The sequence below is a fragment of the Frigoribacterium sp. CFBP 13729 genome (assembly GCF_014841875.1).
Taxonomy (GTDB): domain Bacteria; phylum Actinomycetota; class Actinomycetes; order Actinomycetales; family Microbacteriaceae; genus Frigoribacterium.
Genome location: NZ_JACYUR010000004.1, coordinates 167,028 through 190,125, shown reverse-complemented (window position 1 = coordinate 190,125; position 23,098 = coordinate 167,028). Strand labels below are relative to the sequence as shown.

Annotated in this window: 24 protein-coding genes; 14 read left to right on the top strand and 10 right to left on the bottom strand. The window is 74.6% G+C overall.

Annotation, left to right across the window (positions count from 1 at the left end; translation table 11 throughout):
- Positions 1 to 269 precede the first annotated feature (269 nt).
- The 3 genes from IFT77_RS13200 to IFT77_RS13190 all read left to right on the top strand — a co-directional run bounded on the left by IFT77_RS13200 (position 270) and on the right by IFT77_RS13190 (position 1,870).
- Entirely contained in the window at positions 270 to 1,109 is an 840-nt protein-coding gene (locus IFT77_RS13200) for a GDSL-type esterase/lipase family protein (protein ID WP_192170242.1), read from the top strand.
- Positions 1,110 to 1,213: 104 nt separating this feature from the next.
- The gene (locus IFT77_RS13195) at positions 1,214 to 1,480 is read left to right on the top strand and encodes a hypothetical protein (RefSeq protein ID WP_192170241.1); all 267 of its coding nucleotides are present in this window, start codon (positions 1,214 to 1,216) and stop codon (positions 1,478 to 1,480) included.
- A gap of 33 nt (positions 1,481 to 1,513) precedes the next feature.
- Entirely contained in the window at positions 1,514 to 1,870 is a 357-nt protein-coding gene (locus tag IFT77_RS13190) for an ATP-dependent DNA ligase (RefSeq protein ID WP_192170240.1), read from the top strand.
- A gap of 75 nt (positions 1,871 to 1,945) precedes the next feature.
- Here IFT77_RS13190 and IFT77_RS13185 read toward each other — a convergent pair whose 3' ends face one another.
- Positions 1,946 to 2,734 (bottom strand): ZIP family zinc transporter, encoded by a 789-nt coding sequence (locus IFT77_RS13185; protein WP_192170239.1) that lies wholly within the window; start codon positions 2,732 to 2,734, stop codon positions 1,946 to 1,948.
- A 272-nt stretch (positions 2,735 to 3,006) separates the two neighbouring features.
- Between IFT77_RS13185 and IFT77_RS13180 the strand changes: the two genes are divergently transcribed.
- Positions 3,007 to 3,189, top strand: coding sequence for a hypothetical protein (locus IFT77_RS13180; RefSeq protein ID WP_192170238.1), 183 nt, complete (start codon positions 3,007 to 3,009; stop codon positions 3,187 to 3,189).
- Positions 3,190 to 3,325: 136 nt separating this feature from the next.
- Here the strand turns inward: IFT77_RS13180 and IFT77_RS13175 are convergent, their stop codons facing one another.
- The 6 genes from IFT77_RS13175 to otnK form a co-directional block, all read right to left on the bottom strand.
- Positions 3,326 to 4,555: a Bcr/CflA family efflux MFS transporter gene (locus IFT77_RS13175; RefSeq protein WP_192170237.1), complete on the bottom strand. Its 1,230-nt coding sequence runs from the start codon at positions 4,553 to 4,555 to the stop codon at positions 3,326 to 3,328.
- A 207-nt stretch (positions 4,556 to 4,762) separates the two neighbouring features.
- Entirely contained in the window at positions 4,763 to 6,109 is a 1,347-nt protein-coding gene (gene nhaA, locus IFT77_RS13170) for a Na+/H+ antiporter NhaA (protein WP_192170236.1), read from the bottom strand.
- A gap of 73 nt (positions 6,110 to 6,182) precedes the next feature.
- A complete protein-coding gene (locus tag IFT77_RS13165) occupies positions 6,183 to 6,353 on the bottom strand; it encodes a hypothetical protein (RefSeq protein ID WP_192042953.1) in 171 nt (56 codons plus the stop codon).
- Between the two features lie 25 nt (positions 6,354 to 6,378).
- Complete coding sequence (locus IFT77_RS13160) at positions 6,379 to 7,158, bottom strand: DeoR/GlpR family DNA-binding transcription regulator (protein WP_314104633.1); 780 nt, start codon at positions 7,156 to 7,158, stop codon at positions 6,379 to 6,381.
- 10 nt (positions 7,159 to 7,168) lie between these two features.
- Positions 7,169 to 7,966: a class II aldolase/adducin family protein gene (locus tag IFT77_RS13155; RefSeq protein WP_192170235.1), complete on the bottom strand. Its 798-nt coding sequence runs from the start codon at positions 7,964 to 7,966 to the stop codon at positions 7,169 to 7,171.
- The gene (otnK, locus tag IFT77_RS13150; protein ID WP_192170234.1) at positions 7,963 to 9,282 is read right to left on the bottom strand and encodes a 3-oxo-tetronate kinase; all 1,320 of its coding nucleotides are present in this window, start codon (positions 9,280 to 9,282) and stop codon (positions 7,963 to 7,965) included. The genes IFT77_RS13155 and otnK overlap by 4 nt, the downstream gene beginning before the upstream one ends.
- Positions 9,283 to 9,460: 178 nt before the next feature.
- Between otnK and IFT77_RS13145 the strand changes: the two genes are divergently transcribed.
- Together IFT77_RS13145 and IFT77_RS13140 are read left to right on the top strand one after the other, a co-directional pair.
- Positions 9,461 to 10,837: a homoserine dehydrogenase gene (locus IFT77_RS13145; protein ID WP_371741055.1), complete on the top strand. Its 1,377-nt coding sequence runs from the start codon at positions 9,461 to 9,463 to the stop codon at positions 10,835 to 10,837.
- 119 nt (positions 10,838 to 10,956) lie between these two features.
- Positions 10,957 to 12,444, top strand: coding sequence for an SLC13 family permease (locus IFT77_RS13140; RefSeq protein ID WP_192170233.1), 1,488 nt, complete (start codon positions 10,957 to 10,959; stop codon positions 12,442 to 12,444).
- A 426-nt stretch (positions 12,445 to 12,870) separates the two neighbouring features.
- Here the strand turns inward: IFT77_RS13140 and IFT77_RS13135 are convergent, their stop codons facing one another.
- On the bottom strand, positions 12,871 to 13,503 hold the full coding sequence (locus IFT77_RS13135; protein ID WP_192170232.1) for a TetR/AcrR family transcriptional regulator: 633 nt from the start codon (positions 13,501 to 13,503) through the stop codon (positions 12,871 to 12,873).
- Positions 13,504 to 14,040: 537 nt separating this feature from the next.
- On the opposite strand from IFT77_RS13135, the gene IFT77_RS13130 reads away from it, so the two are divergent.
- A complete protein-coding gene (locus IFT77_RS13130; RefSeq protein ID WP_370544952.1) occupies positions 14,041 to 14,472 on the top strand; it encodes a PLDc N-terminal domain-containing protein in 432 nt (143 codons plus the stop codon).
- A gap of 52 nt (positions 14,473 to 14,524) precedes the next feature.
- On the opposite strand, the gene IFT77_RS13125 is transcribed toward IFT77_RS13130, so the two are convergent.
- Entirely contained in the window at positions 14,525 to 14,797 is a 273-nt protein-coding gene (locus IFT77_RS13125) for a hypothetical protein (RefSeq protein ID WP_123548591.1), read from the bottom strand.
- A gap of 88 nt (positions 14,798 to 14,885) precedes the next feature.
- Positions 14,886 to 15,998 carry an alanine dehydrogenase gene (gene ald / locus IFT77_RS13120; protein WP_192170231.1) on the bottom strand — a complete coding sequence of 371 codons (1,113 nt, stop codon included), beginning with the start codon at positions 15,996 to 15,998 and terminating at the stop codon, positions 14,886 to 14,888.
- A 122-nt stretch (positions 15,999 to 16,120) separates the two neighbouring features.
- Between ald and IFT77_RS13115 the strand changes: the two genes are divergently transcribed.
- The 7 genes from IFT77_RS13115 to IFT77_RS13085 all read left to right on the top strand — a co-directional run bounded on the left by IFT77_RS13115 (position 16,121) and on the right by IFT77_RS13085 (position 23,098).
- Complete coding sequence (locus tag IFT77_RS13115; RefSeq protein ID WP_192170230.1) at positions 16,121 to 16,651, top strand: Lrp/AsnC family transcriptional regulator; 531 nt, start codon at positions 16,121 to 16,123, stop codon at positions 16,649 to 16,651.
- Between the two features lie 104 nt (positions 16,652 to 16,755).
- Positions 16,756 to 17,658, top strand: coding sequence for a hypothetical protein (locus tag IFT77_RS13110; protein ID WP_192170229.1), 903 nt, complete (start codon positions 16,756 to 16,758; stop codon positions 17,656 to 17,658).
- 91 nt (positions 17,659 to 17,749) lie between these two features.
- Positions 17,750 to 18,415, top strand: a complete 666-nt coding sequence (locus IFT77_RS13105; protein ID WP_192170228.1) for an ANTAR domain-containing protein — start codon at positions 17,750 to 17,752, stop codon at positions 18,413 to 18,415.
- Positions 18,412 to 19,149, top strand: coding sequence for a GAF and ANTAR domain-containing protein (locus IFT77_RS13100; protein ID WP_192170227.1), 738 nt, complete (start codon positions 18,412 to 18,414; stop codon positions 19,147 to 19,149). The genes IFT77_RS13105 and IFT77_RS13100 overlap by 4 nt, the downstream gene beginning before the upstream one ends.
- 171 nt (positions 19,150 to 19,320) lie before the next feature.
- On the top strand, positions 19,321 to 20,598 hold the full coding sequence (locus IFT77_RS13095; RefSeq protein ID WP_192170226.1) for an acyl-CoA dehydrogenase: 1,278 nt from the start codon (positions 19,321 to 19,323) through the stop codon (positions 20,596 to 20,598).
- The gene (locus IFT77_RS13090) at positions 20,592 to 22,307 is read left to right on the top strand and encodes a bifunctional PIG-L family deacetylase/class I SAM-dependent methyltransferase (RefSeq protein ID WP_192170225.1); all 1,716 of its coding nucleotides are present in this window, start codon (positions 20,592 to 20,594) and stop codon (positions 22,305 to 22,307) included. Before IFT77_RS13095 ends, IFT77_RS13090 begins: the two co-directional genes overlap by 7 nt.
- Positions 22,304 to 23,098 carry a glycosyltransferase family 2 protein gene (locus IFT77_RS13085; RefSeq protein WP_192042965.1) on the top strand — a complete coding sequence of 265 codons (795 nt, stop codon included), beginning with the start codon at positions 22,304 to 22,306 and terminating at the stop codon, positions 23,096 to 23,098. The genes IFT77_RS13090 and IFT77_RS13085 overlap by 4 nt, the downstream gene beginning before the upstream one ends.

Below are 23,098 nucleotides of genomic sequence, written 5' to 3'. Positions count from 1 at the left end.
GCACCTCGAAGTGGACGATGCACCCCGTCATGTCGGGGTTCATCGTCCACTCCGGGGTGCCGGGCCGCCGCACCCGGCCGCGCCGCACCCGGCCGCCGCGCTCAGCCGTCCCGGCAAGCACAGCGCCGCGGCAGACCGCTCGGTCTGTCCGCAACGCGCAACCTCGGCGGCCGGCGCTGGCGCGTAGATGCGGCCGCATGTACCGTCAGCGAGCGCCACCGCGCCACCCGACCGGGACGGATCCCGGCACCGCACCGCCAGGACGGCCCATGCACACCCTCCGAGACCGCACAGCAGCGACCCTGCACACGCTCGCGCGCCCCTACCTCGCCCTCCACCTCGGGGTGCTCGGCCTCAAGATCCGCAGCGCGCCGTTCCCCCGGGACGAGGTCACCGCGACCCTCCCCGGGCCGAGTGCCGCCCGCCTCCTCGTCGTCGGCGACCTGGCCGCCTCCGGGTACGGAGTCCTCCTGCACGGCATGGCGTTCCCGGCGCAGCTCGCCGGCGTCTGGTCGACCCGCACCGGCCGCGGCTGCAGCTGGCAGACCGTCGCCGACCCGCTGCTGACCGTGCGCCGGGCGGCCCACCACCCCCGTCTCGGCTCGTCGGCGACGGGTGCCGACGCCGCCGTCGTCGCTCTCGGCATCCCCGACGTGCTGAGGATCACGCCCAGCGCGGACGTCGTCGCGTCCGTCTCTCGCCTCGTCGCCCGCGTCCGCTCGGCTGCGGGCAGGGACGTGCCCGTGCTGCTCGCCGGGCTGCCCCCGATGACGCAGTTCCAGGGCCTGCCGCCCGCCGCCGCGCAGCTGATCGGGTCGCAGCTGCGCCGCGTGGACGCCGCCCTCCGCCAGGTCGCCGCCGAGCACGTCGGCGTCGAGTTCGTCTCGTTCCCCGCCTGGGACACCGACGGCACGACCCTCCGCCGCGCCTTCTCGTTCCGCGCGATGCACCGCGGCTGGGCGCTCGCCGTCGCCGCCCGGCTCGCGGCGGTGCTGCCGGGCGCGGGGCCCGATCCGGCGACGGGGGTCGTCCCCGAGGCCGAGCTGATCACGAAGGAGGCGGTCGTCGGCCCAGACGGCGACGGCGCCTCCGTGACGCTGGTCGCCTAGGTCGCCGGGGCCGCCGCACGACCCGGCCCTCGGCGCTGTCGCCCCCGTAGGGTCGTCCCGAGGCCGCGCCCGCGGCCGTGACCGACGGAACGGAGCCGACGACCATGGCGATCTCCAACCTGCCCTACGACGACCAGGCGATCGTCGACGCGGTGAGGGCGCTGCCGGCTCAGGACGAGTCGGTCAGCCAGGTGTCCGTGAACTTCCTCAGCAACGACATCGAGGAGGGCACCACCGCGACCGTCACCGCGACGGTCACCTGGGTCGTCAGCGCGACCGACGCCGTCGCGATCCTCGATGCCGCACGTCCCCGTCCGGTCGGGCCGGTCGACCCCGTCGACCCCGGCAGGGACGACTCGCCCCTCGCCTGAGCCTGCCCCCCACCGCCATCGAGAGGAGACCCCGTGGGCTACCTGATCTACGACGGGAACACCGCTGAGATCCACATGGACGACCGCACGCTCGCGCACCTGCAGATCGTCATCATCAACAAGCTCCGTCGCCAGGAGAGCTTCGCGTTCTCCTGGAAGGAACCTGCCTCGGCAGGCGACGGCCGCAGCACCATCTGGCTCTACCCGACGGTCAGCCTCCGCTTCCGGTTCGAGGGGAGCCGTCCGCCGCTCGTCAACCAGGAATGGCTCACGACGCTGTCCGCCGCCGCGAACAGCGGGTCGGGGCTGCAGGTGCTGCCCGAGCCCCCCGACCGCGTGTCGGGCACGAATGCCGAGGGTCGCCGCGAGACGTCGAGCAGCACGGTCTGAGAGGCACACGAGCCAGCCCTCCAGCCGTGGAGCTGGCGGGCTGGTCCCCGGCGGGACGACCCGCGCCTCCTCGGCTCAGCCGACCTGGTGCACGGCGTAGCTCGCGACGAAGCCGAGCACGGTCACCAGCCCGGTCAGGGTCTGCGCCTTGCGGAACGCCTCCGGGATCATCGTGTCGCAGATCATCGCGAGGATCGCTCCGGCCGCGAAGGCCATGACGAACGACTGGGCTGCCTCCGGCACGCCGCCGAGCAGCACGTAGCCGCCGATCGCCGACAGGGCGCAGACCACGGCGATGCCCGACCAGAGCCCGAACACGTATCGGGCACCGCGCCCCGACTCCTTGAGGTCGGCCGTGCTCGACATGCCCTCGGGGAAGTTCGAGATGACCACTGCGACGAGCACGGCGACGCTCAGCGTGCCGCCGCCCGTGAGGCTGACGCCCTGCACGGCGGTCTCGGGCACGCCGTCGAGCAGGGCGCCGAGCGCGATCCCGAGGCCGGTGCCGCCGCCGGCCGCAGCGGCCTTCGCGCCGCCGCCACCGCCGCCGGTGCTCGCGTCGTCCTGGTGCCGGCGGTGTCGCTTGTGCCGGGACCCGCCGTGCTCGAGCAGCTGGTCGAGCACGACGTAGACGACAGCCCCGGCGACGAAGCCGGAGATCGTCGGCACGAAGCCGCCGCTGCTGGTCGCCTCGTCGACGAGGTCGAACGCGAGCGCCGAGATGAGCACGCCTGCGCCGAACGCCATCACGAGGGCGACGAGCTCGCGCGGGACCCTCATGAACCAGGCGACGAGGGAGCCGACGACCAGCGACAGGCCGGAGAGCAGACCGGCGAGGCCGGCGAGGAGGAGCGGTGAGGTCACGCGGTCCGGTGTACTCCCTGGGGGAGGCCTCCGTAGGGCGACGGCCGGTCCCGGTGGTGGAGACGTCCGGTCTCGGGCAGGGGCCGGGCCGGCTCCGTCGTGGAGGCGGGACGTCCCTCCGGACCTGTCCCTCCCGTACCCCGTTCCCGTGCTCCGCGACTTGTACCGCACCCCTCGTTCGGGGCGCAAGCCCCTGCCCGAGGTCGGTCTGCCGTCCTAGCCTCAGGACAGGACGAGACGGGTGTCCTCGACGCGGAGGGAACGGAATCGACATGAGCCTGTACGAGACCGACCCGCGGGTCCGACCTGCGGCGATCGAGGCCTACCCGAAGCGCCGGCCCCCCGTGCCGGCTCTGCCGCCGATGCGCTCGGTCCGGCCGCCCGAGCCGGCGTACGCCGACTTCTTCGAGGGGGAGCACGCGGCACTCGCGGTCTCTGCTGTCGCGACCCGCTGAGGTCGCGCGCCTCCTCAGCTCTGCCGGGCCGCGCCTCCTCGGCCCTGCCGGGATCGCGCCTCCTCAGCAGGACCGAGACCGCGCCTCCTCGGCCCACCGGCATCGCACCTCCTCGGCCCGACCGCATCGCACCTCCTCAGCCCGGCTGGGCCTCCGCCTCGGGCTGCGGCCGTGACCGCACCGCCAGCTGCACCGCCAGCCCGATGCCGACGAACGCGACCATGAGCCCGCCCATGACGAGGGCGGTCCCGCCGAGGGCTCCGGCCAGCGGCGTCGCGAGGCCGCCGAGCCCGAACTGCAGCCCGCCCTGCAGCGCGGCCGCCGAGCCGGGCCAGCGGTGCCCGAGCGCCTGCGTCAGCGTGATCGACCCGGGGATGACGAAGCCCCAGCCCGCCGTGACGAGCGCGAGGGCTGGCCAGATCAGCGCCGGTCCGACGCCGGTCGCCGCGCCCGCCAGCACGAGCGCCGACCCCACCGTGCAGGTGACGAGGCCGGCCGTGTAGAGGGAGTCCTCGGCGAACCGCCCCACCAGCCGCCGGAACAGCAGCGTCGACAGGATCATGCACGACGCGTTCGACGCGAAGACGAGGGTGTAGCCGAGCTCGCTGAAGCCGTACTGCTCCTGGAACACGAACGACGACGTCGAGATGTACGAGAAGAAGCCGATCGTGGCGGCACAGCCCGTGACGAGGTACCAGCGGAACCGCGGGATCCGCAGCAGCTCGCCCATGCGGCGACCCGCGGCACCGAGCGAGGCTCCCGACCGGGAGGCGGCGGGCAGCGTCTCGGGGAACCGCACAGCCGACAGCAGCGTGAGCACCAGGCCGAAGACGGCGAGCACCACGAAGAGCGACCGCCAGGCGGCGACCGTCAGCACGACGCCGCCGACCAGGGGCGCGACGACCGGCCCGAGCGAGTTCACGACGGCGAGCGAGGCGAAGAGCCGGCTGCGGCGCGTGCCCGTCGTGGAGTCGCCGACCATCGCCCGTCCCGCGATGCTGCCCGCCGCCCCGCCGAGTCCCTGCAGCACCCGCGCGACGATCAGCGTCGTCGCGTCGGGCGCCAGGGCACAGCCGAGGGAGGCGACGGTGAAGACCGCCGTGCCGATCAGCAGCACCCGGCGTCGGCCGATGCCGTCGCTGAGCGGGCCGATCACGAACTGGCCCAGCGCGAAGCTGACGAGGAACGCGGTCAGGCTGAGCTGCGCGACGGCCGTCGTGGTGTCGAGGTCGCGGGCGATGGCCGGCAGCGCCGGGACGTACATGTCGGTCGCGAACGGCGAGATGCCGACCACGAGGGCGAGCAGGGTGATCGACGACCGCCGACGGGTCCACGAGGAGGCGGGGGTCGCGTCGTCGTCGTCCACCTGACCGACGCTAGTCGTTCATCGTCCCGGCCCGCGCCTCCTGCGGGGTGCTCGTCGCCGGGGCGTCGTGAGCGTCGCGCAGCTCTCAGGAACTCTCCCCGCCACGATCCTGCATGGTGCACGGTTCAGGACTCCGGCTCCCCCCGTGGCGAGGATCAGGACCGGACTTCCTGAATGAGGAGCGGAACCGACATCGGCGCGGGCCGGCTAGCGCTCGGCGTCGGCGTCGGCGCGGGCGTCGGCGCGGGCGCGTTGGCGGACCCGCACCGTGAGGACGGCGGCGCCGATCAGCGCCGAGACCAGCGACCCGACGAGCACGCCGACCTTCACCACGTCGTCGCGTTCGCTGCCGCTGCCGAACGCGAGCTCTCCGACGAGCAGCGACACCGTGAAGCCGATGCCCGCGACGAACGAGAGGCCGACGATGTCGGGCCAGCGCAGGCTCGGGTCGAGGCGGATGCCGGGGAGGCGCGTCACGAGCAGCGACGACACGGTGATGCCGATCGACTTGCCGAACACGAGGGCCAGGACGATGCCCAGCGCGACGCTGTCGGTCAGCGCGTCGCGCAGGCCGGTGAGGCCGCCGACCGTGACGCCCGCCGAGAAGAACGCGAAGAGCGGCACGGCGACGCCGGACGAGACGGGGCTCCAGCGCTCGGCGAAGTGGTGCGTGAGCGGGTGCCGCTCGACGTGGCCGTCGGGGCCGGTGTGGTCGACGCCGGCCCGTCGGGTCGCGATCGCCGGCACGAGCAGGCCGAGCACGACCCCGGCGATGGTCGCGTGGATGCCCGAGGCGTGCACCAGGGCCCACGCGACGACGCCGAGGGGGATGAGCAGCCACCACGAGCGGACCCCGCGACGGACGAGCAGCGCGAACGCCGCGAGCGGGACGAGCGCGGCGAGCAGCGGCAGGAACAGGATGCCGGAGGTGTAGAAGATCGCGATGATCGTGATGGCGAGCAGGTCGTCGACCACGGCCAGGGTGAGCAGGAACGTGCGGAGCGCCGGCGGCAGCCGCTTGCCCACGACCGCGATGACCGCGACGGCGAACGCGATGTCCGTCGCGGCGGGGATCGCCCAGCCCTGCAGGGCGTCGCCGCCCGCGTCGAGGTTGACCAGCGTGTAGATCACGGCCGGCAGGGCGACGCCGCCGACCGCCGCGGCGATGGGCAGGGCCGCCGCGCGCGGGTCGCGGAGCGAGCCCGCGACGAACTCCTGCTTGAGCTCGAGGCCGACGACGAAGAAGAAGATCGCGAGCAGGCCGTCGGCGGCCCAGGCCCCGACGCTGAGGTCGAGGTGCAGGGCTGCAGGCCCGAACGTCGTGTCGCGGACGGCGCCGTACCAGTCGGCGGCGGGGCTGTTGGCGAGCACGAGCGCGAGCACGGTCGCGCCGAGCAGCAGCAGGCCGCCCGTCGTGTCGCGGCTGACGAAGCGGGCGAGGCGGGCCCCGCGGCCGAGCGGGCCGGGGGCGTGCGCAGGCGGCGCGGGCGTGGAGGGGGCCGGGCCCGTCGGGACGGGGGCGGACGAGGAGGCGTCGGGGACGTCAGGGGACACGGTGGCTCTCAGAGGGGGTCGGGGAACGGCGGGCGCAGGGAGGCGCCCGGGTCGTCGACGATCCCGGGCGCGGTCACGCCGTCGGCGGAGGGCATCCCGCGATCTCGCCGTGGGCGTTGCTGCCCCAGAGGCTCATCCAGCCGTTCGTGCCGCACGTGCGCTTGGTCAGCACGAGCCGGTTCGGGAACGCCTGCCGTGCCGCGCGCTGGCGGCGCGTGCTGCGGGCGATCGGGTGGCTGGTCACGTCCCGATGGTACCCGGGGGCGGCGTCAGCGGGCGGCGAGGCGCAGGTCGACGCCGGCGTCGCGCAGCGCGGCGGCGGCCTCGTCGCCGAGGGCGTCGTCCGTGATCACGCCGTCGAGCTCGTCGAGCCGCAGCGCCCGGTACCGGCCGAAGCGCCCGTACTTCGAGCTGGCGGCGACGAGCACGGTCCGCTCCGCGACCGCGAGGGCCGCCCGCTTGGCCTCGATCTTCGCCTCGACGGGGGTGGTGACGCCGTGGGCGAGGTCCCACGAGCTCGACGAGACGAACGCGAGGTCGAGCGACAGCTCGGCGAGGGCGACGCCGGTGAGGCGCCCCATCGTCGACTGGTTGGCCCGGTCGACGCGTCCGCCGACGCAGATCAGGTCGGCCGTGGGGTGGTCGAGGAACGCCTGCACCGTCGCGAGGTCGTTCGTCACGACGGTCAGGTCGGAGACGTCGTCGAGGTGCCGGCGCATCGCCTGCACCGTGGTGCCCGCGTCGAGGTACACGGTCATGTGGTCGTGGACGAGGGCGGCCGCCTCGCGGGCGATCGCCTCCTTCTCCGCGACGTCCGCCTCCTGCTTGACGGCCCGGCTCGGCTCCTCGACCAGGCGCGAGGCGAGCTTGGCGCCGCCGGCGGTCGCGCTGACGCGGCCGGCGTCCTCGAGGGCGGCGACGTCGCGGCGCACCGTCATCTGGCTGACGCCGAGCAGCTCGGTCAGCTGCCGGTAGCTCAGCACCCGCTCGCGCTGCAGGTGCTCGACGATCGACTCGCGGCGCTGCTCGGGGATCAGGGGGGTCGACACGCGCGCCAGCCTAGTTGTCGCGGCCCTCGCCGGCGGCGGGCGGGACGGAGGCCGAGGAGGCGGGCGAGACCGCAGCCGAGGAGGCGCCGCCCTCGTCCGCGGGACCGGTCCAGGGCATCCCCCACGCGGCCGTGATCGCCCGCACCTGGTCCGGCGCGATCAGGCGGCGCGCGGCGCCCTGGGTGAGGAGCGCGATGCGGCACGCCTCCTCGAGCTCGATCGTGCTCTGGACGGCCCGGTCGAGGTCCTCGCCGCTGACGACGGCGCCGTGGTTCGAGAGCAGCGCCGCCCGGAACGGCAGCGGGCTGTCGCCGACGAGCGCGCCCATCGCCGGGTCGCCGGGGGCGACGAACGGCAGCAGCGGCACCTGGCCGACCCGCATCAGCGCGTACGGCGTCAGGGGCGGGACGGCGCTGTGGGCCGACCACGGCTCGAGGCACGACAGGGCGACGGCCGATGGCGAGTGCACGTGGACGACGGCGGTGTGGGCAGGGTCCTTGGCGTACATGGCCAGGTGCAGCGCCACCTCCTTCGACGGCGCGGGGCCGCCGAGGTGCGCGCCCGCGAGGTCGAGCACCGACAGGTCGTCCGGCGCGAGGTCGCCGAGCTGCGTGCCGGTGCCGGTCATCAGCAGGCGGTCGCCGTCGCGGACGCTGACGTTGCCCGAGCTGCCGGGGCTCAGCCCGGCCGCGACGAGGGCGCGACCGGCGGCCACGAGGAGGCGGCCTGCCGACGCGTGCGCCGCCGCGGTCTCGAGGGGGTCGGGCTCCGCGGCCCGCGTCGTCGTCCGTGCGTCGGCGCCGCTCATGCCAGTGCCTCCCAGGCGCTCGAGAAGAGGTCGACCGCGCCGAAGTTGCCGCTCTTGAGGACGAGCGCCACCTCCCGGCCGTCGTCGGTGGTGGCCGCGCTCCAGCAGACGCCGGGGGCGAGCAGGGGCCCGATCGTGAGCAGGCCGACACCGAGGGAGCCGACGACGGCACCGCTCGTCTCGCCGCCCGCGACGACGACCTGGTCGACCGTGCCGTCGGCGACGAGGTCGAGCACGAGGCCCGACAGGACCGTCTCGACGACCTCCGAGGCGCTGACGGCGGCGCCCGCGCCTCCTGCGGGCAGTGCCCCTGCGGGCACGACGTCCGACGGCTGGCCGACGGAGTACACGACCGGCACGGAGGCGTCGTCGAGTCCGCGCACCCACTCGGCCAGCGAGGCGGTCTCGGCCTCGGGATCGGCGAGCGCCTGCGCGATGTCGACCTTGCGGGTCGGGTGCCCGGCGGCGACCGCGGCCGCGACCTGCGCCTGCGTGGTGGTCGAGGCCGAGCCGCACACGACGAGGCGACGACGGGAGAAGGAGGGGAACGGGACGGCGGCGTCGGCTGCGTCCGCTGCGCGCGTGCCCGCAGTGCCTGCGCCCGCCGCGACCGGCGTATCCGGCACGACCGGGTCGAGCCCGAGCGCGAGGCCGGCCCCGCCGCTGACGAGCCGGTGCCCGGCCGTCGCCTGCGCGATGGCCCTCAGGTCGTCGTCCTCGACGGCGTCGACGACGAGGTAGCCCGCGGGGGCGGCGTCGAGCGCCTGCCGCAGCGCGTCGGCCCCGCGGCGCACCACGTCGAGCCCGATCTCGGTGACCGTGGCCGTGGTCTGCGGCGCGAGCAGGTCGCGCAGCCGGGACCGCGTCATGGGCGTGAGCGGGTGGTGCCGCATGGACGAGTCCTCGAGCAGGTCGTCGCCGACCCACAGCGAGCCGTCGCGCACGGTGCGGCCGGTGCCGGGGAACGCGGGCACGACGACGCTGCGGTCGGTGCCGAGGCGCTCGCGGAGCGCGTCGAGCACCGGCCCGATGTTGCCCTCGTCGGTCGAGTCGAAGGTCGAGCAGTACTTGAGGTAGAAGCGGTCGGCACCCCAGCCGAGGAGGCGGTCGGCGGCCCCCAGGGACGCGCCCACCGCCTCCTCGACGGGAGCGGTGCGCGACTTGAGGGCGACGACGACGGCGTCGAGCCCGGCCACCTGCTCGTCGGGGACGGGCCGGTCGCCGATCACGACGGCGGCCCGCAGCCCGCGCGAGTGCAGGGCGGCGGCGAGATCGGTGGCTCCTGTGAAGTCGTCGGCGACGGCACCTGTGAGCATGGGGACCTTCCGGTGGAGACATGTCGTCCGTCGTCGGACGCGACGGAGCCATCTCAGCATATGTGACTATTTGGTGCGATCTTTGACAATCTGTGAAGTCAGGCTACGGTTGCCCACGAAGCCCCGGCCGACCGATCCCTCTCGGACGACAGGCCACCTCGAACGAACGGGAACAACGGTGATCCTCCACTCGACGTCGCGCCGCGCGACCCAGGCCCGCGAGACCCCGGTCCGCGTCCTCCTCACCGGAGCGAACGGCGGGTACGGCCGCACCCTGCTCGACCAGCTGCGCCGGCTCGACGACATGGTCGCGACCCAGCTCGTCGACCCCGACGTCGCGGGCACCACGCGGATGCTCGACGAGCTCGGCGTCCCCGCCGACCGCGTCGCGACCCCCTCCACCGTCGCCGAGACGGCCGCCGCGCTCGCCGCCGGCCAGGTCGCCGTGATCGCCGACGGCGCTGCCGTCGACTGGAGCGCCGCCGACGTGCTCGTCGAGGCCACCGGGCGCATCGAGGCCGGCCACGGCTACGCCGACACGGCCCTCGACCACGGCGTGCACGTCGTCATGGTCAGCAAGGAGATCGAGTCCGTCGCCGGCGTCGCCCTCAGCGCCAAGGCCCGCGCCGCCGGCCTCCGCTACCTGCCCGGCGACGGCGACCAGCCCGCGAACCTGCTGCGCCTCGTCGCCTGGGTGCTCGACTGCGGCTTCGACATCGTCGCCCTCGGCAAGTCGAGCGAGTACGACCTCGCCTTCGACCCTGCCACCGGCGTCGTCGACCAGGCCGGCACGACCGTCGACGCCCCCGGGCTCGCCGACCTGCTCGAGCTCGGCGACCGCCCCCTCGAGACGGTGGAGGCGCGGGCCGCCCAGGTGGCCTCGCTCAAGCGGTCCGCCGCGGCCGACCACTGCGAGATGACCGTGGTGTCGCTCTACACCGGCGCGCACGCCGACGTCGAGGGCATGCACTACCCCGTCGCCCGCCCGCACGAGCTCGCCGACCTCTACGCCACCCGCGAGGACGGCGGCCTGATCGGCCGCACCGGCAGCGTCGACGTGTTCTCGATGCTCCGTCTGCCGGGCGAGGCCAGCTTCGCCGGCGGCGTCTTCGTCGTCGTGCGCACCGGCGACCCCGTCACCTGGGAGACCCTGCGCGGCAAGGGCCACGTCGTCAGCCGCGACGGCCGGTACGCCTGCATCTACTGGCCGTACCACTTCATGGGCGTCGAGACCCCGCTGACCATCGCGGCAGCCGTCGACGGCGGGTCGCCCGTCGCCGAGCCCCGGCAGCACACGGTGCTCGCCGCACGGTCGAGCTCGGCGCTCGCCGCGGGCACGACGTTCCGCGTCGAGGGGCACCACCACGAGATCGCCGGCGTCGCACCCGTCATCGTCGATCCCGACGACCACGGCGTCGCGCCGTACTACCTGCTCAGCGGCGCACGGCTCGTGGCCGACGTCGCGCCGGGCGAGCTCGTGCGCCTCGACGACCTCGCCGACGTGCCCGCCGCCGCGCTGGCCGCGTACCGGACGGGCCTGGCCCTCGGGGCCTGACCCGCTCCTCCTTCTCGCTCCACACCCCTGCAGCACCCACCGCCCCCACCGCACAGGAGATCGACGACGATGCCCCTCAGCCCGACACCGCCCGCCCCCGCCCCGATCGAGGTGACCTCGTGAGCGTCGAGATCATCGCGCTGATCGTCCTGGTCGCCGTCTTCACGATCTCGGCCGTGCGCAACATCCACATGGGCGCCCTCGCGCTCGTCGCCGCCCTCGTGGTCGGCGTGCTCGTCGTCGGCGAGAGCCTCGACGACGTGCTCGGCGGGTTCCCCGTCGACGCCCTGCTGATCCTGCTCGGCATCACGTACCTGTTCGGCATCGCCCGGGTCACCGGCACCATCGACTGGCTGGTCGACCGCTCGGTGCGCCTGATCGGCGACCGCGTCGCGCTCATCCCGTGGGCGATGTTCGTCATCGGCACGCTCGTGGCCTGCCTCGGCACGTCGCACGCCGCGTTCACGATCGTCCCGATCGCGATGAGCCTCGCGCACAAGCACAAGATCCACTCGACGATGATGGGCATCGTCATGAGCTCGGCCATCGTCGGCGGCGCGCTCGCCCCGACGAGCATCAACGGCATCACCGTGATGACCGTGGCCCGCACCGCGGGCATCCCCTACAACCCCGCGCTGATGTTCGGGCTGTCGATCGGCATCAACACGCTCGTCGTGCTCGTCGCCTTCTTCCTGTTCGGCGGGCGCGAGCTGATCGCCCGGACGCGCGCCGCAGGTGATGCCGCCGCCGCGGGCTCGGGCTCGGGTTCTGGCTCGTCGCGTCGCCGTGCCGGCGGCCCCGGGATCGGCGGCTCCGGCCTCGCGACGACCGTCGCCACGAGCGAGGGCGCCGTCGGCACCGCCGCCACCGGTGCGGACCGCGCCCAGGCGGGCGCCGCCTCCTCGGCCACGACCGCCTCCGCGACCTCGACGGCCACCGCGACCGCCGCCTCCTCGGCCGTCTCGCTCGACGACGCCCCCGCCGAGAAGCTCAGCGGCTACCAGCTGCTCGTGCTCGTCTCGATCCCGGTGCTGATCGTCGGCTTCTTCACGATCACGCTGCTCGACGTCGACCTGAACCTCGGCGCCGTGGCGCTGACGATCGCCGTGCTGCTCGCCTTCGTGAACCCCGACGTGGGACGCCAGGCGCTCGGCCGCATCGACTGGGGCACCATCCTGCTGCTCGGCGGGATCATCACCTACGTCGGAGTCCTGACCCGCCTCGGCGCCATCGACCAGCTCGGCGAGGCCGCCCGCTCGGTCGACTCCCCGCTGCTCGCCGCCCTCGTGATCTGCGTGATCGCCGGGCTCGTGTCGGCCTTCGCGTCGACGATCGGCATCCTCGGCGCGCTCATCCCCCTCGCCGTGCCCCTGCTGATCCCCGGCGGAGGCCTCGAGATGACCGGCTTCATCTACGCGCTGGCCATCTCGGCGTCGCTCGTCGACTGTGCGCCGTTCGGCACGACGGGCGCGACGATCGTCGCCTCGGGCGTCGAGGAGGAGCGCCCGCGCCTCTACCGCCACCTCATGTTCTGGGGCCTGTCGATGGTGGTCATCGGGCCGGTCGTGACGCTGCTGCTGTTCGTGGTGCCCTTCCTCTGGGCCTAGCCCCGCCTGGCCTAGCCCCGCCTGGCCTGGCCCGGCCCGGCCGGGCCGGGCCGGGCTCGGCTGGCCCGTCGGCCTCGAGTCGTCCGAATCGGTCCCCCTCAGGCACCGGGAGGACCGAACGTGACCACTCGGCGACGTGAGCGGCAGGACCGAGGTGCCCGCGCCTCCTCAGCCGGCCCGGCTGGCCCGACCGTAGGGCTCGAGTGGTCCGAAGTAGTTTCCTTCATGCACGGGGAGTACCGATCGTTACCACTCGGCGACGTGAGCGGCTGACCTGAGGCGCCCGCGCCTCATCAGCTGGCGGCCGGCCAGCCGCCCGTCGGTGCCGAGTGGTCCGGATCTGTCCCCCGTCGACACGAGAGGGACCAATTGGGACCAGTCGACGCCTCGGCCCCGCGAGCCGCGACTGCAGGCAGGAGGCGCGGGTCAGGCCTCGGGGGAGCCGCCCGTCACGGGACGCAGCAGCGCCGCGACGACGTCGCCCATCAGGTCGCCGGGCGCGACGTCGCCGGTGGCGGGCGCGTCGAAGGCGGAGCCGACCGAGATGGTGATGAGGAGGCGCGCCAGCTGGTCGGAGGAGAGCCCGGTCGCGTCGGGCGTGCGTCCCTGGAACACCTGATCGACGAGGCCGCGCAGCGTGTCGAGCACGGCTCGTCGCTGCTCGACGAAGACCTCCATGACGCGCGGCTCGGCGAGCGCCTGGGAGCGGAGCTCGGACATCAGGCTGAAGTCATCGGCCGTGCCCGGGCCGTAGGGGGCGAACGCCGCACGGATCGCGGCGGGCAGGTCGGGCAGGTCGGTGCCGGGCACGCGCATCTCGTGCAGGGCCCGGAGCGCGCCGTCCGTCTCCCGACGCAGCAGGGTCACGACGAGGTCGGCCTTCGAGTCGAAGTTCGAGTAGACCGCGCCCTTGCTGAACCCGGCCGCCTTGGCCACGTCGTCGAGGGTCGTCGTGTGGACGCCGTGACGCGCGAAGAGCCGGCTCGCCGCCTCGATCAGGCGCTCGCGCACCTCGGCGCGCGGCGGGCGCTTGGTGGGGGCGCTCCCGGTCGTGGACATGTCGTCACCCTAACGTCCGGGCGACGGCTGTCGTCTGCGGCGCGCAGGGCCGGGATCCTTTGCATACTCACGGGTATCCACCCGCTAGGATCGTCCTGCCTGGTGGACCCGAGACACCAGGAACGACCGAGCGCGCGTCGAGCGAGGCCGCCCGAACGAGCCACCGCCCCGCGCGCTCGGTCCCGTCCCTCGTGCGGGCTGCCCGGTGCGCGGCCTGTCGCGAGGCCGTCTCGCGTGCCCGCCGCGCGTGCACGGCTCTGCTGTGGATGAAGGAGGCGCCGCACCTGTGCACTTATCCACAATGGGCAGCGCAGAAGAAGTCCTGATCACAGGCATGTGGATGAGTTACAGCCGTGTAATTTCCACACCGTAGTCCACAGCTTCACTCGGTTATCCCCCGAAAGAGTCGCTCTCGACACACGTTTTCCACATGTTTCTCCACACGCTGTGGGGAGGCGCGCGCGCCCGACGATCACCCCCGGGCTGGGTGCAGCTGCCCCTCGCGTCGAGGCCGGGGCGATCGCTAGGCTGCCGACCGTGTACGTCCTCTTCACCGTGGCGATGTTCGCCGTCAGCCTGATCGCCCTCGTCGACATCGTGTCGCGCGACGACTCGCAGGTGCGCGGGCTGCCCAAGCTCGTCTGGGTGCTGCTCGTCGTGTTCGTGCCCCTGCTCGGCAGCGCCCTGTGGTTCATCGTCGGCCACGACTGGAGCGCCGCCCGTGCGGCGGGGTCGTTCGGGGGGCGCTCGTCCGAGAACGTCTCGTTCGGGGACCCGCGCCGATCGGAGCGGGTCGGCTTCGGGGGCTCGCGTCGCGCCTCCTCGTGGTCGTCGCAGCCGACAGCCCCGCGGCAGAAGACGACCGAGGAGCAGCTCGCCGACCTCGACCGCGAGATCGAGTTCCACGAGCAGCAGGCCCGCCTGCGCGCCCTCGAGGTCGAGGTGGAGAAGCGCAAGCGCCTCGAGTGACCCCGGGCACGACGCGGCCTGACCCGGCGACGGGCTCGGCCGTGGTCGGGCCTCAGTCGTAGACGCGCCCGAGCACCCACTGCCCTGCGCCGTCGCGCAGCACCTCGAACATGTGCGTCGTGCCGACGCCGTCGGTGGCCTGGAACCGCCACCCGACGAACTGCTGCGGCGGGTGCGTGATCAGCGCAGGCACGAAGGCCGGCTCGTGCCACATCTCGGTCGGGGTGTCCGTCACGCGCCACCGGGTGCCGTCGTGCACGAGCCGGTCGGGCGTGCCGTCGACGAACCAGAGCGCGACGGCCGATCGGGTGGTGGAGATGTTCATCGGGGCCGCCTCTCTCTCGAACACGTGTTCGAACAGGAGGCGAGTGTAGGCAGGCCGGATCGGCTCGCGCAACCGCTCCGGCGTGTCGTCAGCGGCGCGCGGGCAGCGCCCCGAGCGGCATCCCGAGCGCGGCGGCGACGCCCGGCGCGACGACCGCTCCCGCGACGACGTTGAGCCCCGCGGCGAGGGCCGGGTCCGCCGCGGTCGCCGCCTCCCAGCCCTGGTCGGCGACGGCCACGACGTACGGCAGCGTCGCGTTGGTCAGCGCACGCGTCGACGTCTCGGGCACGGCGCCCGGCATGTTCGCGACGCAGTAGTAGACCGTGTCGTGCACGGCGAAGGTGGGGTCGTCGTGGGTGGTCGGCCGCGACCCCTCGAAGCAGCCGCCCTGGTCGATCGCGATGTCGACGAGCACGGCACCCGGCTTCATCGTCGCGACCATCTCGTCGGTGACGAGCTTCGGCGCCGCCGCCCCCGGGATCAGCACGGAGCCGATCACGAGGTCGGCCTCGCGCACCTGCGCGGCGATCTCGAACGGCGACGAGTGCCGCGTCGCGACCCGGCCGTCGAAGCGCGACTCGAGCGCACGGAGGCGCGGCAGCGACAGGTCGACCACGGTCACGTCCGCGCCCAGGCCGAGGGCGTTCGCGGCCGCGTGCTCGCCGGCGACCCCGCCGCCGATCACGACGACCTTCGCGGCCGGCGTGCCGGGCACGCCGCCGAGCAGGGTGCCGCGACCGCCGGAGGCGCGCATCAGGTGGTACGCCCCGACCGTGATCGACAGGCGACCTGCCACCTCGCTCATCGGCTGCAGCAGCGGCAGCGAGCGGTCGGGCAGCTGCACCGTCTCGTAGGCGATCGCGGTCGTGCCCGAGGCGACCAGCGCCTCCGTCAGGGGCCGGTCGGCGGCGAGGTGCAGGTAGGTGAAGACGACCTGGTCGGCCCGCAGGTGGCGGTGCTCGGACGCGATCGGCTCCTTGACCTTGAGCAGCAGGTCGGCGGCCGACCAGACATCGTCGGCGGTCGCGACGATCGTCGCGCCGACCGCGGCGAAGTCGTCGTCGTGGATGCGCGAGCCCAGCCCGGCGCCCGCCTGCACGAGCACCTCGTGGCCGCGACGCACCAGGGCGTCGGCCCCGGCGGGCGTGAGGGCCACCCGGTTCTCGTTGTTCTTGATCTCGGTGGGGACTCCGACGCGCACGGTTGCTCCGATCTTCGTCAGGAGCGCCTCGTCGCGACCCTGCTCATCCAGTGTGACCCGATCGTGGCGATCGTTCGTTTCGGACCTGTTTCGACCGAAGGATCTTCTGCGAGGATGCCCCCATGGCTGCATCCGACCCAAGGGAAGACCTCCCCGCGAGTCCGGGGCCGAACGATCTTCGCGCCTCCGGCCCGCTCGGCGAGCTCGACCTGCGCCTCCTCGACGTGCTCGGGACGGACGCGCGCATCTCGAACGCCGCGCTCGCCGCGGCGGTGGGCGTCGCGCCCTCGACGGCGCACGTGCGGCTGCGCTCGCTGATCGACCGCGGGGTGGTGACGGGATTCCTGACGAGCATCGACCAGCGCAGCCTCGGCTTGCCGCTGCAGGCGATCGTCGGCGTGACCCTGCGGCCGGGGTCGCGGCAGGCCGCGATCACTGCGTTCTCGGAGGCCGTGCGGAGCCTCCCGCAGGTGCTGCAGGTGTTCTTCCTCGGCGGGCACGACGACTTCATCGTGCACATCGCCGTGGCCGACTCGAGCGAGATCCGCACCTTCGTGGTCGACCATCTCTCGGCCCAGCCGTCGGTCGCCTCGACCCGCACCAGCATCGTGTTCGACTACCACCGCAACGGGGTCGCGGCGTCGTTCCGCTGAGGTCGGGCACGAGGAGGCGCGGGTCACGACCCGGCAGGAGGCGCGGGTCACGGTCCCCTGGGAGTCGCGGTCGGCCTCCGCACGCCTCGCCTACCGTCCGCCTCATGAGAACGACACGAGCAGCCCTCATCACCAAGACCCCTGCCCGCACACCCTCCAGCCGCACACCCTCCACCCGCACGCCGTCGGCCCGCGCGACCCTGACCGGCGCCGCGCTCGCCGTCGCGGTGCTCGGGGCCACGGCCGGCTGCACCTCCGCCGAGGCCGAGAGCACGACCCCCACGGTGACCGTCACCTCCGCACCCGACCCCGTCCCGTCCGAGTCGGCCACCTCCGCCGCCTCGCCGGCGGTCGAGGTCGTCCGCGAGTACCTCGACGCCGCGGCGGCCGGCGACGCGGCCGCCGCCTGGGCCCTGCTCACGCCCGAGGCGCAGGCTTTCTACCCGTCCGAGCAGCAGTTCGCGTCGACGTTCGGCCGGGACGGCACGGTCACGCCCGAGGCGGCCGGCCAGCTCGCCGGTGCGACCTTCCAGGAGGTGGAGGCCCTCGAGGGCGCCGTCACCGTCGTCAGCGCGACGACCGAGGCCGAGGCCGACGCGTGGGTCGTCCGCGAGTCGTCGGCGGGCCTCCGCCTCGACGACGCCGGGGTGCCCTCGACCGGCGACTCCGTCTACGAGTGGACCAACCCGGCCGCGGGGGCGGAGGACGTGCAGTCCGACGCGGGCGCCGCCTCCTTCGACGACTCGGCGCCCGCCTCCCTCTCGTTCGCGTCGCCGGCCTCGGCCGATGCGACCGGGCCGTCGACGGTCGGCTACCCGACCGGCCTGTTCGCCTTCGTGGACGGGGTCGAGACGCCCGTCGACGAGCCCGTCTCGGCCGGCTCGGGCAGGGAGTTCACGATCCCGGTGGGCTCCGCCTCGACCGACGCCGCACCCCGCGGGCTGACCGTCGTGTGGCAGGTGGGCGACGCGCCGGCGTCGTTCCGCAGCAGCACGGTGCTGCTCTGACCGCGGCCGCTGCCGTCGCTGCCGCGCCCGCCGATGTCCGTCCGGCGCACTGACCTCCGCCCTGCCCGCCGGGGCAGGTAGCCTCGCCCTCATGGACGACAGCGACCTCGCGGGATCCCTCCTCGCGGCCCTCCCCGTGTCGGGAGTGTCCGTCGCGACGATGGGCGGGCTGCTGCGCACCGAGACGGTGTCGGCGAGCGACCCGGTGGCGGCACGGCTCGACGAGCTCCAGTTCGACCTCGGCGAGGGGCCCTGCTGGGACGCCGTCAGCGAGCGTCGCCCCGTCTTCGAGGCCAACCTCAGGATCGCGCCGCGACGCACCTGGCCCGCCTTCTCGCGCGCCCTGCTCGACCACGACGCCGTCGAGGCCCTCCACGCGTTCCCCCTGCTGCTCGGCCCCCTCGCCCTCGGTGCGATGGAGCTCTGGTGCGACCGCCCGGGCGACCTCCCCGACGCGAGCGCACGCCGCGCCTCCGCCCTGGCCGGCCAGGTCAGCCGGCACCTGCTGCGGCGCGCGGTCAGCGACGTGGCCGACGACCAGGCCGAGGAGGTGCGGGTCGACAAGTACTCCCGGCGTCGCATCCACCAGGCGACCGGCATGGTGCTGGCCCAGGCCGACCTCTCGGCCGAGGACGCCGAGCTGCTGCTCCAGGGCCACGCCTTCGCGCAGGGCGTGCCGATGCGCGAGGTCGCCGACGCGGTGCTCGACGGCCGGCTCAGCTTCGCGTCCGGGGCCGACGGGATCGTGGAGCGATGAGCGCCGACGGCCGCGACGCCCACGGCGAGGCGAGCCGCGAGGCCGTCCTCGTCGACACCTTCGCGGCCCTCGCCGACAGCCTCGTCGCGGGCTTCGACGTCATCGAGCTGCTGCAGACGCTGGTCGAGACCTGCAGCCGGGTGCTCGACGTCGACGAGGCGGGGATCCTGCTGGCCGACGAGGACGGCGACCTCGAGGTCGTCGCCTCGACCAGCGAGTCGAGCACGCTCGTCGAGACCATGCAGCTCGACGCCCGCTCCGGCCCGTGCTGGACGAGCTTCACGACCGCCGCACCCGTCTCGCTGCCCGACGTCGAGGTCGACCGGGAGCGCTGGCCCGAGTTCGTCGAGGTGGCACGGCAGCAGGGATTCAGCTCGGCGCACGCGGTGCCGCTGCGCCTGCGGGGCACCGTGATCGGCACGCTGAACCTGCTCCGGAGCTCCGTCGGCGCGCTGAACGACCGCGACGTCCGGGTCGCACAGGCGCTCGCCGACGTCGCGACGATCGGCATCCTGCAGGAACGCACCCTGCGCGAGAGCGCCGTCGTGCAGCAGCAGCTGCAGGGAGCGCTCGACACCCGCGTCGTGATCGAGCAGGCCAAGGGCGTCGTCGCGCACGTGCGGAGCGTCAGCACGGACGAGGCGTTCGTGCTGATCCGCCGCCACGCCCGCGAGAACCGGCTGAAGCTGGCCGACGTCGCCGCGCAGCTCGTCGAGCGCCGCCTGACGCTGTAGCGCTGGGCGCCCGCGGTCTGCTCCGTACCCCGTGAACCCGCGCGCACCCCTCGGCGCGCGCGCGGGTCTGCGCGGGTCCCGAGGGTGCGGACGCCGCTCGAAGGGCGAACGGAGCAGCTGCTGCGCGCGCCTCCGTGAACCGCGACGGCGGCAGCGCCGTACATTCAGCAGATGCACCTCTCCCACGAGGTCGACCCCCGGTCGGCCACGGCTGTCGTCCGCGCCCGCCTGCCGCGCTCGGTCGCCGACTCCCTCGCCCTCGCCACCGACCTGACCGGTCGAGGAGGTGCGGCGCCCGTCCCCGGGGCCGGCTCCACCGCTGACCTGTGGCTGGCCCTCGCCACCCTCGCGGCCCACGACGTCGGAGCGGCCCGGGCCGTCGAGCCGCACCTCGACGCGACCGCGATACTCGACCAGGCGCGGGAGGCAGGCACGGTCGTGCTGCCGGCCCGCGCCTCCTCGGCGGAGGGGTTCACCTGGGGCGTGTTCGCGGCCGAGGGCCCGGGTGCGAAGCTCGTGGCCGAGCCCGCCGAGCCCGCCGAGCCCGCCGACCGCGTCGACCCTGTCGACCCTGCCGCCGCCTCCACGACCGGCGGGGGTGCCGGAGACGCGGCCCGCACCTCCTGGACGCTCAGCGGCACCAAGCCGTGGTGCTCGCTCGCGGGCGTGCTCGACGGCGCGCTCGTGACCGCCTGGGTCGGCGACGAGCGTCGCCTGTTCGCCGTCGACCTCCGCGAGGCCGGCGTCGAGGTCGTGCCCGGCGCCTGGCACGCGCGCGGCCTGGTCGAGATCCCGTCGGGCCCCGTGACGTTCGCGTCCGTGCCCGCGACGCCCGTCGGGGAGCCCGGCTGGTACCTCCGCCGCCCCGGCTTCGAGTGGGGCGGCATCGCCGTCGCCGCCTGCTGGTACGGCGGGGCGGTCGGCGTCGCCGGCGCCCTGCTGAGGTCCGCGGTCGCCCGCGACCCCGACCCCTGGGTGCTCCGTGCGCTCGGCGTCGTCGACGAGCGCCTCGGCGACGCACGTCGCGCACTCGAGGAGGCGGCCGTCGCCGTCGACTCCGGCCGGGCGGTCGGGCAGGAGGCGCGGCTCCTCGCGAAGAGGACGCGCGCGACGGTCGCCCACGCGGCCGAGGACGTGCTCGCCGCCGTCGGCGGTGCGCTCGGCCCGGCGCCGCTCGCCTCCGACCCGGAGCACGCCAAGCGCGTGGCCGACCTCGAGCTGTACCTGCGGCAGCGTCACGCGTCGAAGGACGACGCGTCGCTCGGCGGCGCCGTGCGCGACGCGGCCGTCGCCGCGGCCATGCCCGAGGCCGTCGAGGTGACGCTCCCCGGGGGTCCCGCGGCGCCGGACGCCCCCGGAGCGTCACCTCGAGGACCCGCCGACGTCGGCGGAACCGTCGCCACCGCCAGCTCCGGCGGCACGGGCACCGCGGGGATCGCCCCGTGGTGAGCTTCGACGCGCGCGAGCCCGGCACCTCCGTGGCGACCTGGCGCTCCGACCCGCGCTGGGCGATGATGCCCGCGCCGCGTCCCCTCGACCCCGCGATCGTGCCTGCCGTCGCCGAGCCGGACGCGCCCGGCGCGTTCGACCTCGTCGGCGCCTCCGGCCCGGTGGTGGTCCTCGCCGCGCACCCCGACGACGAGACGCTCGGCGCCGGCTCGCTGATCGCGCAGCTCGTGCGGCACGGCCGCGCCGTGACGGTCGTCGTCGTCACCGACGGAGCGGCGTCGCACCCGCGCTCGACGTCGACGCCGGCCGGGTCGCTCCGCGAGCTGCGCCTGGCCGAGGCCCGCGCCGCCCTCGACGAGCTCGTCGGGCTCGGCGACCCTGCCGGACTCCGCCACCGTGCCGAGCAGAGCGCGCAGAGCGCCCCGAGCGCCCAGAGCGCCCAGAGCGCCCAGAGCGCCCTGAGCGCCCAGAGCGCCCAGAGCGCCCTGATCGAGCTGGTCGCCCTCGGCGTCCCCGACGGCGGTCTCCGCGAGGCCCGCGACGACGTCCACCGGCAGCTCGCCGACCTTCTCTCGGAGCGTCGGCCCGTGCTCGTCCTCGCCCCGTGGCGGGGCGACGGGCACCGCGACCACCGGGTGCTCGGCGAGGTCGCGGCGGAGCTCGTGGGAGGCGACGGGTCCGCGCTGCCGGACGCCCGCCTCCTCGAGTACCCGATCTGGATGTGGCACTGGGGCGGGCCCGACCACCCCGACGTGCCGTGGGACGCGCTCGTGCGCGTCGACGGAGGCGAGGAGGCGGGCCTCGCGAAGCAGCGGGCGCTCGCGCGGTACTCCTCGCAGGTGCTGCCGCTGAGCGACCGGCCCGGCGACGAGGCCGTGCTGCGGCCCGACTTCGTCGAGCACTTCGTCGGCGGCGCGGAGGTCTTCGTCGAGGCGCCCGCACCCGCGCCCGAGCCCGAGCCCGCGCCCGAAGATCCCCTCGAGGGCGGGCATTCCGGGTCGAGGGCGGGTCGCGCGGAACCCGCCCTCGACGCGACCGACCCGCCCTCGACGGACAGCACGCTCGCACTCGCACCTGCGCCTGAGCACGTGCCCGCCGACACGCTCGCGCCGTCGTTCGACGCGACGCACGCGCGCCGAGACGACCCCTGGGGCGTCACGACGCGCTGGTACGAGCGCCGCAAGCGCGCCCTCGTGCTCGCCTCCCTGCCCGACGAGCGCCTCGGCCGGGTGCTCGAGATCGGCTGCTCGATCGGCGTCGTCACCGAGCAGCTCGCCCTGCGCGCGGACTCCGTGCTCGCCGTCGACGTCTCGTCGGTCGCCGTCGAGCGGGCCCGCGCGCGCCTGGCCGCCCAGCCGCACGTGCGCGTGGAGGTCGCCGACGTCTCGGCCGGGCTGCCCCAGGGCGACCACGAGCTCGACCTCGTCGTGCTCGGCGAGGTCGGCTACTACCTGTCTCCCGAGGCGCTCGGAGCGCTGCTCGTCGACGTCGACCGCGTGCTCGCGCCGGGCGGCTCGCTCGTCGCCTGCCACTGGCGGCACGGCGCCGACGACTTCGCCCAGGGCGGCGACGAGGTGCACGAGGCGCTCGCCGCCTGGGCCCGCGACTCCGGCCTGACGCGCGTCGTCGGCCACGTCGAGGAGGACTTCCTCCTCGACGTCTTCTCGCGCGACCCCCGGTCGGTCGCGAGCCGGACGGGCCTCCGATGACCCCGCAGCCCGTGACCCCGCAGCCCGCGACCCCGCCGCGGATCGCCGGCGTCGCGGTCGTCGTCCCCGCGCGCGACGAGGCCGAGCTGGTCGCCCGGTGCCTCGCCTCGATCCGCGACGCGCGCCTCCTGCTGGCCGGTCGTGTCGCAGCGAACGGCTCCGCACCAGACGGCGCCGCAGGGCAGGGCCCAGACGAGGAGGTGCGGGTCGTCACCGTCGTCGTGGCCGACGACTGCTCTGACGACACGGCCGCGATCGCGGCCGCCGTGCCCGACGTGACGGTGGTCGAGACCCGCCTCCGCTCCGTCGGCGCCGCGCGCTCGGAGGGCGCCCGGGTCGCCTTCGCCCGGCTCGCGGAGCTCGGCGTCGCCCCCGACGCCGTCTGGCTGGCCGCCACGGACGCCGACTCGGCCGTCCCGCCCGCGTGGCTGACGTCGCAGCTCGACCTCGCCGACCGCGAGGGGGCGGACGTCGTCGTGGGCACGGTGCGCCCGGACTTCGCCGACCTCTCGGACGCGCAGGTCGCGGCCTGGTTGTCGCGGCACACGCCCGGTCGGCCGAACGGACACGTGCACGGCGCCAACCTCGGCCTCCGTGCGACGGTCTACGAGGCGGCCGGAGGCTTCGGCGAGCTCGACCTGCACGAGGACGTCGAGCTCGTGGCCCGCGCCCGCGGCGCCGGGGCGGTCGTCGTCGCGTCGGAGGCCGGTGAGGTCCTCACCTCGGGCCGCCAGGTCGGCCGCACCCGCGGCGGCTACGCCGGCTACCTCGCGAACGACCTGCTCGCGTAG